The sequence below is a fragment of the Halobacillus sp. GSS1 genome (assembly GCF_017307035.1).
In the GTDB taxonomy this organism is placed as follows: Bacteria; Bacillota; Bacilli; order Bacillales; family Halobacillaceae; genus Halobacillus; species Halobacillus litoralis.
Genome location: NZ_JAFLHE010000001.1, coordinates 975,090 through 987,928 on the forward strand (window position 1 = coordinate 975,090; position 12,839 = coordinate 987,928).

The window sequence follows — 12,839 nt, forward strand, 5'->3', positions numbered from 1 at the left end:
TAAATTACAACGTGATTAATTCTTTGGTAGACTTGCTCAGTCGTTCATTTCCAGTTTTCGTCACGATTGTATCATCTTCAATACGGCAGCCGCCGACGTTCGGAACATAAATGCCCGGCTCAACCGTCACGACCATGCCTTCTTCAAGAGTGACATCGGAACGGAAGGAAAGTCCAGGCCCTTCGTGGACGTCCAAACCAATTCCATGACCTGTGGAATGACCGAAATATTCGCCATACCCTTTTTCTTTTATATAATCACGTGTCAGCGCATCGGCTTCCTTACCTGTGATGCCTTCTTTTATTCCTTCCATACCTTTTAACTGGGCCTGTAAAACGGTATCATAGATTTCCTTTAACTGATCATTGATTTCGCCTACAGCTACTGTTCTTGTGATATCAGAACAATACCCTTTGTAAAGGGCACCAAAATCAAGCGTCACAAGCTCTCCGGATTGGATTTCCTTTTCGGAAGCCACACCGTGGGGCAGAGCTGAACGATATCCTGATGCAACGATAATATCAAAACTTGAAGAGGTCGCTCCTTGCTTACGCATGAAGAACTCCAGTTCATTAGATACATCAATCTCCTTCACACCAGGCTTTATGTAACTAAGAATATGTTCGAAAGCATCATCAGCAATCTTAACGGCATCCTTTAATATACTAATCTCCTCATCCGTCTTAATCAAGCGTAATTTTTCCACAAGGCCTGATGTAGGGACGAGTTCTGCCTCTAAAGCTTCATTATATTGTTCAAAAAGCGTGTAGGTAACATGATCTTTTTCAAATCCGATCCGTTTCAAACCTAATTCTTTTGCTTTTTCAGCAACTGTTTTCGGCATAGGTGTTTTATGTTCGAGGATCTCAAACTCTTTCGCTTGCTCTGCCGCTTGTTCTGTATAACGGAAATCTGTAATTAAAACAGCTGCGTCCCTCGTCACTAAAAGAGCTCCAGAAGAACCGGCAAAGCCTGATATATACCTTCTGTTTTTCGGACTCATAATTAAAAGGGCATCTAGTTCATTTGACGCAATCGATTTTCTTAAATTTGAAAGTTTACTCACGAATGATTTCTCCCTTCACTTTCTATCTTTTGGATCATCCCCAATGTCGCTAATCGGTAGCCATCGATTCCAAAGCCGACTATTTGGCCTGAACAAACCGGTGCTAACATCGAGATATGGCGGAAAGATTCCCGTTCATGGACATTTGAAATATGGATCTCTACCACAGGTTTTGAGATTGCACTAATGGCATCCCTTAAAGCAATGCTTGTGTGTGTATAAGCTGCCGGGTTTATGATGATCCCCTCAGCCTCTTCTTCAGCCCGCTGAATCCAATCGACGAGATCCCCCTCATGATTGGACTGAAAAGATGTGACTGCATACCCGAGCTCCGAAGCCGTTTGCTCGACCAATACCTCAACATCTTCAAGAGATTTTTTTCCGTAAGTTTCCGGCTCCCGCTTGCCTAACCTATTCAAATTCGGCCCATTGATTAAAAACAGCCGCTTCTTCCCCATTCACCAATCCCACCATTTCCAAAATTGTCATACACTTTAAGTTTATCATACTCTCCCTTGATTTGAATAAGAATTCACTGTCTCATTGAACTCCCTGTATTCATAAGAGATGGAATACCCGATAAAAACCCCGTATAAAATAAACAAACAACCAGTTGTCACCCATGTATCACTATTTAGTTCCATAAAAGCCGGAATTGCTGGAAAGATGGGGCTTAATAGAAGATAAACGACCGCCCAGAGCCCTATTCCATAAAAAACACCTGGCCACATCCCATTCTTTTTTTTCAGAAGAAGATAGTAAATAAGAGCTGTCCCTAAAGATAATATCCCTAGAATAAGAACAGCTAGTACTTCAGCAAGCCATGTACCCGTCCAATCCGTCTGCCAGAATGATCGGAAAATGAAGGAGGCAGGAGACACTTCTGTGAAATTGAAATAATACGCAACCGCCCCTAAACCACTCCATAAAATCCCGGCAGTAAACCCTGTGACTAATGCTTTTGCTATGACACTTTGCTGTGGCTCTTGTTGTCTTTGGTCTTTTTGTTTTTCAGCCATCATCATCACCTCTATTCTCATTTTAACCAACCCCAATTTTTTCATGCTCTTTTCGATTGTTGGGCTAGTGCTTCATAAGAATTTGAGGTAAAATAAAAGTCCAACCAAATTTAATATTCTATTGTTTAAACAAGCCCCTTTGAAGGAAAGAGTTTACTAAAACGTACTCTTTCACCATTCAAAAATAATGATGGGCCTGCATATTTTATTCTATAAAGGACACAATCTTAAATAGCACATAATAGCCTACCATCCGCCGCATCTGATGATGAATAGTGTTGAAATAAGGGTATAGTTCAATAACCAGATATTCATAGTCGACCACTACGAGAAGGGAGGAAAATATCATGCGTAATTGGATGACTCCTGTCATTTACACATTGATTGGTTTAGCCATTTTCTTTGTTGGCGTTCAGTTGTTTACGAACACAACCAGCTTTCTCACTTCGATCGTTATGATGATCGGAATCGCTGTTCTCATTTACGGTGCCATCTACTTCTTCTTCCTCCGCAAGCGCGGTATAGGAGGGGCAGCAGGTGGAAACCGAAATGAAATGAAGAAATACAAGCAAGCAGTTAAACAATCCAAACAAAAATACAAGCAGCCCACACCTGCCATTAAGAAAAGCCCCGTAGCCAAAGCCCAGACCAAAGCGTCTGCATTAGGTAGAAAAAATCGGAAACGTTCGAGTGGGCCACAGCTTCGTGTGATTGAAGGCAGTAAAAGCAAAGGAAAAAATCGAGCCACCTTCTAATGGCTCGATTTTTTCATTTCGTATTTTGGTTCATCTGCTCCATCGTTTCAAGAATTTACTTGCATGTTCACGACCTAATGCCATCAAGGTTTCTTTTTCTTCTTTACTCATATCAAAATCCGTTGTTTCTACTCCACTGACCGGGATAAAGATAATATCCTTACTCAACGCCTTGGAAATGTATCTTGCATCGTGAGCTTGCTGCATCGTCTTAAAAAGTGCGTGGAACATTTGAATGGCATTTTTGATTTTCTGTTCTGGTAATTTATCTGGTTCATCACTTAACTTCATTCCAATTATAGGTCTGGTACGACAGCCGTCCTGCTTTTCCCAAATCCACAGAGGGAAATTACTCAACACTCCACCATCTACAATAATGGACCTTCCACGTTTTCCGTGGATTTTTACAGGAATAAAAAAGTAGGGGAGTCCTGAGCTCATCCTTACAGCTTTGGCTACAGAGAAAGTAGCAGGATCAATGCCGTAAACTTTCTTCAAATCATCAGGCATCACAACAATTCTCCCTAAAGTCAGGTCAGAACATATCACCTTTAATGACCCGGACGGTAAGTCTGCAAACGTACGCACGCCTTTCTCACCAAGCCACTCCTCCAGTACATTTTCCAACTGATTCCCTTTATACAGCCCCATCCGATAATACAAAAGAAGCCATTTCATAAATGGAAACAGGCGATCTGACAATGGAACGTCTACTAAACTAAGAAACGAAAGATGATTGAGTCTTTCCTTCAGTTCTCTAGCTGTGTAGCCGGCGGCTGTCAAACTAGCCAAAATGGCACCAGCGGATGTTCCTGCCATTCGTTTGAATGTGTATCCTTGCTCTTCTAATTCTTCAAGAGCTCCAATGAAAGCAAGGGCTTTCACACCGCCGCCGGAAAAAACACCGTCCACTTTCATCCTGCTTCACCCCACTTTACTTCATTATAAACACGGGTTTGGCAAATTAGAACGAAAGCAGACGAATTCAAAGGCAAGGCTATTTATGATGCTATACCTTGTCTTTCGCTGGCAATTAATAGTTCCCCCGTCTGCACAGTGTCCGAGGCATTTGGGTACGAAATGGCCGATGAAGACCTAAAGTATATATAAAACATTACAATAATATCAGGATAACGGATCAATGATGTGTATAAAAAATTCGGCATAAAAAAAGACGCATGGGATCCCATGCGTCTTTTTTACTCATCATTCTGTTCTTCATTCTTTTTTTGAACTTCTCTTAACGCACTCACACGCTCTGGTTTCTCATCAAAGTATTGAACGAGATCACCAATACGGTCGATAGAGTTCCAACTCATGTGGTGCTCAATACCTTCAACATCATCATAAATATTCTCCTGATCGACCCCGATAATCTCCAGGAACTGCTCCAATAGTTCATGACGATAAACAAGACGCTTCCCGACTTTCTTTCCTTTTGGTGTTAAAATCAATCCTCGATATTTTTCATAGTTCAAGTATTGGTCTCGATCAAGTTTCTGAACCATCTTCGTAACGGAGGACGGATGTACCTGGAGATTTTCAGCTATATCAGAAACTCGTGCATAACCTTTATCTTCAATTAATATATAGATTTGTTCAATGTAATCTTCCATGCTAGGTGTCGGCATGTTGAACCCCCAATACCCTGTCTTATGTACACGCCCTACACTGAATGGCGGACGGTTTTTATAGCATATGTTTCCACATTAAAATGATACACCAGATTCCTACCAGTGACAAGCAAGGCCTGTACTTGATCTCTAACACAATGAAAGGAATCAAAAAAATAAACCGGCCGTTAAAAACGACCGGTTGTGTTTTTACAATCCACACTTCAACTGCGCATTACAGTTCGTGCAAGTATTGCAACCACCTATATCTTCAACCGTACCCTGGCGACAAACGGGACACGTATCTCCTACTTCAGATCCGATTGTAACGTTCGTCTTATCTAGCTCATGGATCGTGTCCATAAGTACAACATGAGGTTTTTTGTCTTCCGATTCAAACAGTTCCGTCTGTTCTCCCTCGAAGTCATTCTCTTCTGCTTTTAACGATAATACTTGACTATCCCGACTTCCATCAACGTAGACCGTACCACCTTTGGCACCTCCACGATATAAACGTTGGTACACTCTTTCCACTTGTTCAACGGTGTACCCTTTTGGAGCATTGACTGTCTTGGAAATACTGCTATCTACCCAACGCTGTATGATGCACTGTGTATCAGCGTGTGCCTCAGGGCTCATTGTCATTGCGGTAATGAACCAATCCGGCAACTCATTAGGATCTTGTTCCGGATGGGCATCCAAATATTCCTGAAGAATATCTGCCTTCACCTCAATAAATTTACCTAAACGACCGCTTCGGTAATAGGAGAATGAAAAGTAAGGCTCAAGTCCGGTACTTACGCCCACCATCGTACCAGTACTTCCTGTAGGAGCAACAGTTAAGAGATGGGAGTTTCTAATTCCATATGTCAGTACATCCTGGCGTATATCTTCCGGCATTTCCTTCATATAGCCCGTTTGAATAAAACGTTCACGCAGTTCTTTCGTTTCTTCCTGCGTTTTTCCTGTTAAGAATGGGAAACTTCCTTTTTCTTTTGCAAGTTCAATCGACTCACGATAAGCCGTGGTAGCGATGGCTTCAAAAATTTCATCGACCAGTTGATTTCCTGCTTCAGATCCATAAGTGGTTTCACAATAAATCAACAAGTCATGAAGGCCCATAACACCAAGCCCAATTCTTCGTTCTCCAAGGGCCTGCACTTTATTTTCTTCCAGGAAATACGGAGTTGCGTCAATGACATTGTCCTGCATACGGACACCACGACGAACCGTTTTCTTGAGCTTTTCAAAGTCGACCTGCTTGCGGTCCTTGTCTGCAACATTTGCCAGATTGACCGCAGCGAGATTACATACAGAATAAGGAGCAAGGGGCTGTTCACCACAAGGGTTTGTAGCGACTACCTTCTGTCCATATGCTGTTGCATTTGTTTTCTCATTGGCATTATCAATAAAGAATATGCCTGGTTCAGCTGAATACGTAGCACAGATATTGATAAGGTTCCACAATTCGCTGGCTTTTACTGTACGATAGGTGCGTACATCGAATCCACGCGCCTCCCATTCACGAACATCTCCACTTTGATGCCATTCTTCATTGTAAATTTTCATTTCTTCTGCTGAATAATTTTCAACATCCGGGAAACGCAGCTCATAATCAGCATCATTTTCCACGGCTTCCATAAATTCATTCGTGATACACACAGAAATGTTGGCGCCTGTCAAAAATTCAGAGTTATGAACGGTATAGTTCCCGCCGAGGTGAAGCTTTTCTTCTGCTTCTTGAATGCTTTGATCCGTAAATCCTCCTTGCCCTTGGATGTGTTTATAATTGACCACACTCTGGTACAAGTCCCTCTCTGTTTCTGTGAGCGGGGTGAATTTCAATTTATCTTTAGCCAACTGTTTGATCGTTTCATCTTCGGTATTCTCAATGAGGAAACGGAGAATTCGCGTATTTTGCATTTTAGAAATAATAAATTCAAGGATGTCAGGGTGCCAGTCAGATAACATAATCATTTGCGCCCCGCGTCTTGAACCACCTTGTTCGACAAGGTGTGTAAGCTTAGCAATATCATCGAGCCAGGAAACTGAACCTGAAGATTTGCCGTTCACTCCTCTAGCCAGCGTGTTCCGAGGACGTAGTGTTGAGCCGTTCGTTCCCACTCCACCTCCACGGGACATGATCTCCATCACTTGCTTACGATGATCCGATATGCCTTCACGGGAGTCTTGAATGTATGGCATCACATAACAATTAAAATATGTGACGTCGGTTTGAGAACCTGCGCCATACAAAACACGTCCGGCTGGAATGAAATTCAACTCCGATAACTCTTCATAGAAATCATTGAAGCTTTGTTGTTTCTTTTCCATATCCGTTTCCACTTCAGAAAGCCCTGAAGCATTACGAAGGGCGATCTGCTCATAGTAGACTTCCAAAGGTTTATCGATCGTGTCAAGGCTACGCTTGATCAAACCTGTTTTTCGTTCCTCTTCATGCTCAAGAACATTTAAAAATTCATCTTCCACCCTTACTATAGCCTGGTGAGTCTGCCAATCAATAGAATGAATAAACCCAAAACCACGGGCAGGGAACTTCGGATCGTCCTTCACTGTAAGAACTACGAAATCACCCTCTGCAAGAGTCAACTTTTCTGTATCTTTAAACGCATACCTGTCCAGCATCACAAGTCGTGAGACACCTTTGTGTGTAATTGCCATGGATTCAGTAATCTCATGAACCTGTGGAAACTGCCTTATATCTGCATTGAGGCGGTCCACATCAATTTTTGTGTGTACATCTATGGAGGTGGTCGTCTGCATTTTGCATCTCTCCCTTTAAACTAAAAACTAAGTAATTTTCATTTGATATATGTAACATACCACATCTGCAAAAAGATAATCAATATATTGTGTTGTGATAATTTTCAGTCACCATATATTGTGCTGTTGAACGAATATGTAGAAACTTGTCAATCGGAAAATCTTGAGATATTAAACGTATATCCCAGAGATTAAAAGAAAAACCTCTCCCTTGTTGTTTGTTTCAGCTTTTTCATCATTTGCATCCTATCACCTACTACAATCCTCGACAAAATAACAATTTCACTCATGTTTCTGAAAAATTTTTTTGAAATACTCCTCATTCCCTCCTATAATAGATAGAGGAATAGAGAAATGAGGGGGATGGAAAGATGGATTTATGGATCTTAATCGCAGCGATCCTATTAATTATCGCTTTCGGTTTGTATAGATTCTTCAAAGCTAGAAAGATCATGACCACATTACCGGAAGACAAGTTCCGCGAAGGGTACAGAAAAGCCCAGTTGATTGATGTTCGTGAACCGAAGGAATTTGATGGCGGTCACATTCTAGGGGCAAGAAATATTCCATTGTCTCAAATGAAAAACCGCCTTATTGAAATCCGCAAAGACAAACCTGTTTATCTATACTGCCAAAGCGGCGCCCGTTCCGCACGTGCCGCAATGATGCTCCACAAGCAAGGATATGAAGACCTCAATATGCTTGAAGGTGGATTCAAAAAGTGGAATGGTAAAGTCAAAGCGAAAAAGTAACCACCCTCCCGGTTCTCAAAGAACCGGGATTTTCTTTTCTTCACCTTAAACTATAGCTCCCGATTGCGGAAGACTCAGTCTCGAGACTTTTGTTGTGTGGATGGGGGCTTCGGGGAATAGCTCGCTGTCCGCGGGAGCGCGGTGAGCCTCCTCGGATTACGTCCTGTGGGGTCTCACCATGCACTTTTTTCCCGCAGGAGTCTCTCCATTCCCCTCCGCCCCTTTGCTAATATCAGTGTCTCGAAACCACTTCATGAATAATCATCTATTCTATTTGATGAGAGTATAAGGATAATACTCCCAAGCCGAGGTACTTGAACCCTGAGAGCTTGATACAGAGCGTTTTATGCCTACAACAACCGGGATAGTGGAAGACCATCCAACTTTGGTGAAGGGGTTCGTTTACCCCCTCTTTGAATGGGGTGGTTGGGAAGCTGCGAGACTCCCGTGGGAGAAAGGAGATCGGCGAGATCCCGCAGGACGCAGTCCGAGCAAGCTCGGCGCTCCCCCACAGGAAAGCGAGTAGCTTCCCAGCCACCCCTGACGCTCAACCCGGGCAACGAGCCCTGGAAAGTCTCGAAACTGAGTCTTCAACAATCCTGTCATATTGTTTAAGAAATAAAACCCGGAGTCCATATGTAGATGGACTCCGGGTTTTGTTATTGTTCTTTTTGATATCTTAAAACAGGTTTCCTCGCAGCTTGCGTTTCATCCATACGACTCACAATCGTCGTATGAGGTGCCTCTTGAACTTTCTCAGGATCATTCTCCGCTTCGTGTGCGATTTGAATCATACGATCAATGAAATCATCCAGCGTTTCTTTTGATTCCGTTTCCGTCGGCTCGATCATAAGAGCCTCTTCCACATTGATCGGGAAGTATATAGTCGGTGGATGATAGCCGAAGTCAAGAAGACGCTTCGCCATATCCAACGTGCGGACCCCAAGCTTTTTCTGACGTTTACCAGACAGGATAAATTCGTGCTTGCAATGACGATCGAATGGTAGATCGAATTCCTCTTGAAGGCGTCGCATCATGTAATTCGCATTGATGACGGCGTATTCGCTCACTTTTTTCAACCCTTCCGGCCCCATCGTACGGATGTACGTATAGGCACGGACATTAATTCCAAAGTTTCCATAGTAAGGTTTCACTCTTCCAATTGATTGTGGGCGGTCATAATCAAACACATACAAGTCATTTTCCTTCTTCAAAATCGGTGTTGGCAAATATTCAGCGAATTCAGCGGTAACTCCGACTGGACCTGAGCCTGGTCCTCCGCCTCCGTGAGGGCCTGTGAACGTTTTATGAAGATTTAAGTGAACCACGTCGAAGCCCATGTCCCCTGGTCGTGCATAACCAAGAATGGCATTGAGGTTTGCACCATCATAATAAAGCTTTCCACCTGCTTCATGCACAATGGCCGCCATTTCTTCGATATCCTCTTCAAACAAGCCAAGAGTGTTCGGGTTGGTAAGCATTAGAGCTGCCGTTTGTTCATCGACCACTCGCTTCAAGTCTTCAAGGTCCACAAGTCCTCTCTCATCCGACTTCACTGTTACCGCTTCAAAACCAGCGACTGTAGCTGAGGCAGGATTCGTACCATGAGCAGAGTCCGGTACAATGACTTTCGTCCGGTTTGTCTCTCCCCTTGCTTCATGGTAAGCACGGATCATCATTAGCCCCGTCCATTCCCCATGAGCACCGGCAGCCGGTTGTAAGGTAACAGTATCCATACCTGTAATTGCAGCCAGGGATTCCTGCAAATCATACATTAAATGTAATGCTCCCTGAACACTTTCTGCAGGCTGGTAAGGATGGATATGACTGAATCCAGTCAGCCTAGCTACATCTTCATTCATTTTCGGGTTATATTTCATCGTGCAGGAACCAAGAGGGTAAAAACCTGAGTCCACCCCGTGATTTCTTTTGGAAAGACCCGTGTAGTGACGCATAATTTGCAGCTCACTTACTTCAGGCAGGTCTGGTTCACTTTTTCTGACATAGCCTGCTCCAATCATGTCATCGACATCTGTTTCCGGCACATCGAACTCCGGTAAGCTATATCCCGTACGACTTTCTTGACTCAATTCAAATATTAACGGAAAGTCCTGGTTAGACATGAAGATCCCCCACTTCCTTGACAAACATATCAATCTCTTCTTTTGTCCGAATCTCTGTTACGGCAACTAACATACAGTTCTTCAATTTTTCATCGAATTCACCAAGGTCGTATCCTCCGATGATCCCCTGATCAAGAAGGAGGCGGTTGAGCTCTTTCACGTCTTTGTTCAATTTCACTACAATTTCATTAAAGAATGCCCCGTCAAAAACAACCTCCATGCCTTTTTCCTGGAGCTGCTTCTTCATATAGGCTGTTTTCTGGATATTCATCCAGGACATTTTTCTCAGGCCCTGTTTACCAAGCGAAGACATGGCTACTGAAGAAGCTAAAGCATTCAAGGCTTGATTGGAACATATGTTAGAAGTGGCTTTATCACGACGGATATGCTGCTCTCTAGCCTGCAAGGTCAATACGAAGCCGCGACGGCCTTCTTCATCCACCGTCTGTCCAACGAGTCTCCCCGGCACTTTTCTCATCAACTTCTTCGTCGTCGCAAAATATCCACAGTGAGGACCACCATACTGTGCAGGTATTCCAAACACTTGCGCATCTCCGACAACGATATCGGCTCCAAATTCACCTGGAGGCGTTAAGTATCCTAATGCAAGGGGGTTGCTTGATGTAATCATCATCGCTTTTTTCTGTGTATCTACAATAGCTCTAACCTGGTCCAGTGGTTCGATTTGACCGAAGAAGTTCGGATACTGAACCACCACACTTGCGGTGTCCTCATCGATTTCTCTTTCTAATTGCTCAAGATCTGTTCTACCATCCTTATGGTTGATCTCCACCACTTCCACGCCTGGTCCTTTGACATAGGAATGGATAACAGCTAACGATTCAGGGTGAATGGCTTTCGATACGAGTACTTTCTTTTTCTTCGTTTGACCTGCGGACAAGTTAACGGCTTCAGCTAAAGCCGTCCCTCCATCGTACATGGAGGAGTTTGCTACATCCATCCCCGTCAATTCACAGATCATTGTCTGAAATTCAAAAATGGCCTGCAGCTCACCTTGAGAAATTTCAGGCTGATAAGGAGTATAAGCCGTGTAAAATTCTGATCTTGAAATCACATGATCTACAATAGAAGGAATGTAATGATCATAAACACCCGCACCAAGAAAAGAGGTATGAGATTTCAAATCAACGTTCTTTCCAGCCAGCTCTGTCAACTCTTTCATCAGTTGAAATTCATTTTTAGGTTTTTTGATTTCTAAATCACCTTTAAAACGGATACTTTCAGGTATGTCTGAGAAAAGTTCATCGGACTGCTCAACACCGATGACATTCAGCATTTCTTTTTTATCTCTTTCTGTCATGGGCAAATAACGAAACTCCATGCTTCCATCCCCCTCAATTTATCTTTTATAAAAAGGTGTTTTGACGACTTTCGCTTTCAGTTTCCTTTTTCGGACTTGAACCGTCACTTCAGTCCCCTCAGCTGTGTATTCGCTATTAATCAGTGCCAGGCCAACGTTTTTCCCAAGGGTCGGTGATTGAGTCCCTGTAGTAACAAAGCCGATGACTTCTTCGCCGTCCAGGACATCGTAATGGGTACGCGGAATCCCTTTATCGATCATCTCTATTCCGACAAGCTTTCGACCAGGTCCCTCTTCTTTTTGTCGTCTTAAGACATCCTTACCAATGAAGTCTGACTCTTTATTCACTTTCACTGCAAAGTTCAATCCGGCTTCAATCGGAGTGATTTCTTTACTAAGCTCCTGGCCATACAAGGCGAGGTTTGCTTCAAAACGAAGCGTGTCACGAGCCCCGAGTCCAACCGGCTTCAACCCAAACGGTTCACCCGCCTCAAGGATGGTTTGCCATAACTGGGCTCCTGAATCTGCATGCAGATAAATTTCAAAGCCGTCTTCCCCTGTATAACCTGTGCGGGAGACAAGAGCCTCTCCATCGACGCCCTTCAATGTTACGCCTTGTTCAAACCGGAAAAACTTAATAGTCGAAAGGTCCGTTTCCGTGATGGTTTGAAGCGCTTCTTCCGCTTTTGGTCCTTGGACAGCCAGTTGTACGTATTCATCAGAGACGTCTTCCACGGTTACGTCGCCTCCCTGATGTTCTTTCAACCACTCATAGTCCTTTTGCCGGTTTGCTGCATTCACAACGAGGAGATATTTGTCTTGATCAAGGTGGTAAACGATCAAATCATCCACCGTCCCGCCATCCTCATAGCACATAATCGTGTATTGAGCTTTCCCTGGTTCCAGCTTGGATACGTCGTTCGTTAGCATTTTTTGCAGAAAGGGAAGACTATCCGGCCCTTCCACCATCACTTCTGCCATGTGAGAGACATCAAACAACCCTGCGGCTGTTCGTGTAGCTTGGTGCTCCTCTTTGATACTGGAGAACTGCACAGGTAAATCCCAGCCGCCAAAATCGATGGTTTTCGCTCCGAGTTTTTTATATTCAGAGTATAACGGTGTTCGTTTCAAATCTGCCATTGGAACCACTCCTCATCACTGATTTCGCCCATAAAAAAAGAGACTTCACCGCTTGTACGGGAGTCTCTGTCCGTTTCACCAGAAAGATTCACATCAGGAAAACCTGACGCTTGCTTCTTGGGTGGTTTGCACACAAAATGCAAACACTCTCCAGAGTTGCGTCCTATAGAGGTCTTTTTGCCTGAGAGATTCACAAATGATTGCTTGCTCCTTCGGCGCCACGTACGTGGTCTCTCCCTCTACAGTCATTCGCTTTCGTATTTTTC

Annotated in this window: 11 protein-coding genes and 2 riboswitches; of the genes, 2 read left to right on the plus strand and 9 right to left on the minus strand. The window is 43.5% G+C overall.

All coding sequences use genetic code 11. The features are described from left to right. Positions 1-4: 4 nt before the first annotated feature. Genes J0K78_RS05160 through J0K78_RS05170 form a run of 3 tightly spaced genes read right to left on the minus strand, consistent with a single transcriptional unit; the run spans position 5 to position 2,085 of the window. The gene (locus tag J0K78_RS05160) at positions 5-1,066 is read right to left on the minus strand and encodes a M24 family metallopeptidase (protein ID WP_206945691.1); all 1,062 of its coding nucleotides are present in this window, start codon (positions 1,064-1,066) and stop codon (positions 5-7) included. After that, complete coding sequence (gene aroQ, locus J0K78_RS05165; protein ID WP_206945692.1) at positions 1,063-1,524, minus strand: type II 3-dehydroquinate dehydratase; 462 nt, start codon at positions 1,522-1,524, stop codon at positions 1,063-1,065. The genes J0K78_RS05160 and aroQ overlap by 4 nt, the downstream gene beginning before the upstream one ends. Before the next feature lie 45 nt (positions 1,525-1,569). Then, a complete protein-coding gene (locus J0K78_RS05170) occupies positions 1,570-2,085 on the minus strand; it encodes a YqhR family membrane protein (RefSeq protein ID WP_206945693.1) in 516 nt (171 codons plus the stop codon). Between the two features lie 347 nt (positions 2,086-2,432). Between J0K78_RS05170 and J0K78_RS05175 the strand changes: the two genes are divergently transcribed. Further along, positions 2,433-2,840 carry an SA1362 family protein gene (locus J0K78_RS05175; RefSeq protein WP_206945694.1) on the plus strand — a complete coding sequence of 136 codons (408 nt, stop codon included), beginning with the start codon at positions 2,433-2,435 and terminating at the stop codon, positions 2,838-2,840. Between the two features lie 30 nt (positions 2,841-2,870). Here J0K78_RS05175 and J0K78_RS05180 read toward each other — a convergent pair whose 3' ends face one another. From J0K78_RS05180 to J0K78_RS05190, 3 genes are all read right to left on the minus strand, one after another. Next, positions 2,871-3,758 (minus strand): patatin-like phospholipase family protein, encoded by an 888-nt coding sequence (locus tag J0K78_RS05180; RefSeq protein ID WP_206945695.1) that lies wholly within the window; start codon positions 3,756-3,758, stop codon positions 2,871-2,873. A 281-nt stretch (positions 3,759-4,039) separates the two neighbouring features. Beyond that, positions 4,040-4,471, minus strand: coding sequence for a transcriptional regulator MntR (gene mntR / locus J0K78_RS05185; protein ID WP_160914954.1), 432 nt, complete (start codon positions 4,469-4,471; stop codon positions 4,040-4,042). A 192-nt stretch (positions 4,472-4,663) separates the two neighbouring features. After that, positions 4,664-7,237 (minus strand): vitamin B12-dependent ribonucleotide reductase, encoded by a 2,574-nt coding sequence (locus J0K78_RS05190; RefSeq protein ID WP_206945696.1) that lies wholly within the window; start codon positions 7,235-7,237, stop codon positions 4,664-4,666. A 371-nt stretch (positions 7,238-7,608) separates the two neighbouring features. Here J0K78_RS05190 and J0K78_RS05195 point away from each other — a divergent pair, with 371 nt between their 5' ends. Next, positions 7,609-7,989 carry a rhodanese-like domain-containing protein gene (locus J0K78_RS05195; RefSeq protein ID WP_206945697.1) on the plus strand — a complete coding sequence of 127 codons (381 nt, stop codon included), beginning with the start codon at positions 7,609-7,611 and terminating at the stop codon, positions 7,987-7,989. A gap of 659 nt (positions 7,990-8,648) precedes the next feature. Here J0K78_RS05195 and gcvPB read toward each other — a convergent pair. Genes gcvPB through gcvT form a run of 3 tightly spaced genes read right to left on the minus strand, consistent with a single transcriptional unit; the run spans position 8,649 to position 12,573 of the window. Next, entirely contained in the window at positions 8,649-10,112 is a 1,464-nt protein-coding gene (gcvPB, locus tag J0K78_RS05200) for an aminomethyl-transferring glycine dehydrogenase subunit GcvPB (RefSeq protein ID WP_206945698.1), read from the minus strand. Next, positions 10,105-11,454, minus strand: a complete 1,350-nt coding sequence (gene gcvPA, locus J0K78_RS05205; RefSeq protein ID WP_206945699.1) for an aminomethyl-transferring glycine dehydrogenase subunit GcvPA — start codon at positions 11,452-11,454, stop codon at positions 10,105-10,107. Before gcvPA ends, gcvPB begins: the two co-directional genes overlap by 8 nt. Positions 11,455-11,472: 18 nt before the next feature. Further along, a complete protein-coding gene (gene gcvT, locus J0K78_RS05210) occupies positions 11,473-12,573 on the minus strand; it encodes a glycine cleavage system aminomethyltransferase GcvT (protein ID WP_206945700.1) in 1,101 nt (366 codons plus the stop codon). A 64-nt stretch (positions 12,574-12,637) separates the two neighbouring features. After that, positions 12,638-12,729, minus strand: a riboswitch (glycine riboswitch). Positions 12,730-12,732: 3 nt separating this feature from the next. After that, a riboswitch (glycine riboswitch) is annotated at positions 12,733-12,822 on the minus strand. Between the last annotated feature and the right edge of the window lie 17 nt (positions 12,823-12,839).

Bases quoted from the DNA above. Each gene is read 5' to 3' on its own strand.
- J0K78_RS05195 (WP_206945697.1), top strand. From the start codon at position 7,609: ATGGATTTATGGATCTTAATCGCAGCGATCCTATTAATTATCGCTTTC.
- gcvPB (WP_206945698.1), bottom strand. From the start codon at position 10,112: ATGTCTAACCAGGACTTTCCGTTAATATTTGAATTGAGTCAAGAAAGT.
- gcvPA (WP_206945699.1), bottom strand. From the start codon at position 11,454: ATGGAGTTTCGTTATTTGCCCATGACAGAAAGAGATAAAAAAGAAATG.
- aroQ (WP_206945692.1), bottom strand. From the start codon at position 1,524: ATGGGGAAGAAGCGGCTGTTTTTAATCAATGGGCCGAATTTGAATAGG.
- mntR (WP_160914954.1), bottom strand. From the start codon at position 4,471: ATGCCGACACCTAGCATGGAAGATTACATTGAACAAATCTATATATTA.
- J0K78_RS05170 (WP_206945693.1), bottom strand. From the start codon at position 2,085: ATGGCTGAAAAACAAAAAGACCAAAGACAACAAGAGCCACAGCAAAGT.
- J0K78_RS05180 (WP_206945695.1), bottom strand. From the start codon at position 3,758: ATGAAAGTGGACGGTGTTTTTTCCGGCGGCGGTGTGAAAGCCCTTGCT.
- J0K78_RS05175 (WP_206945694.1), top strand. From the start codon at position 2,433: ATGCGTAATTGGATGACTCCTGTCATTTACACATTGATTGGTTTAGCC.
- gcvT (WP_206945700.1), bottom strand. From the start codon at position 12,573: ATGGCAGATTTGAAACGAACACCGTTATACTCTGAATATAAAAAACTC.
- J0K78_RS05190 (WP_206945696.1), bottom strand. From the start codon at position 7,237: ATGCAGACGACCACCTCCATAGATGTACACACAAAAATTGATGTGGAC.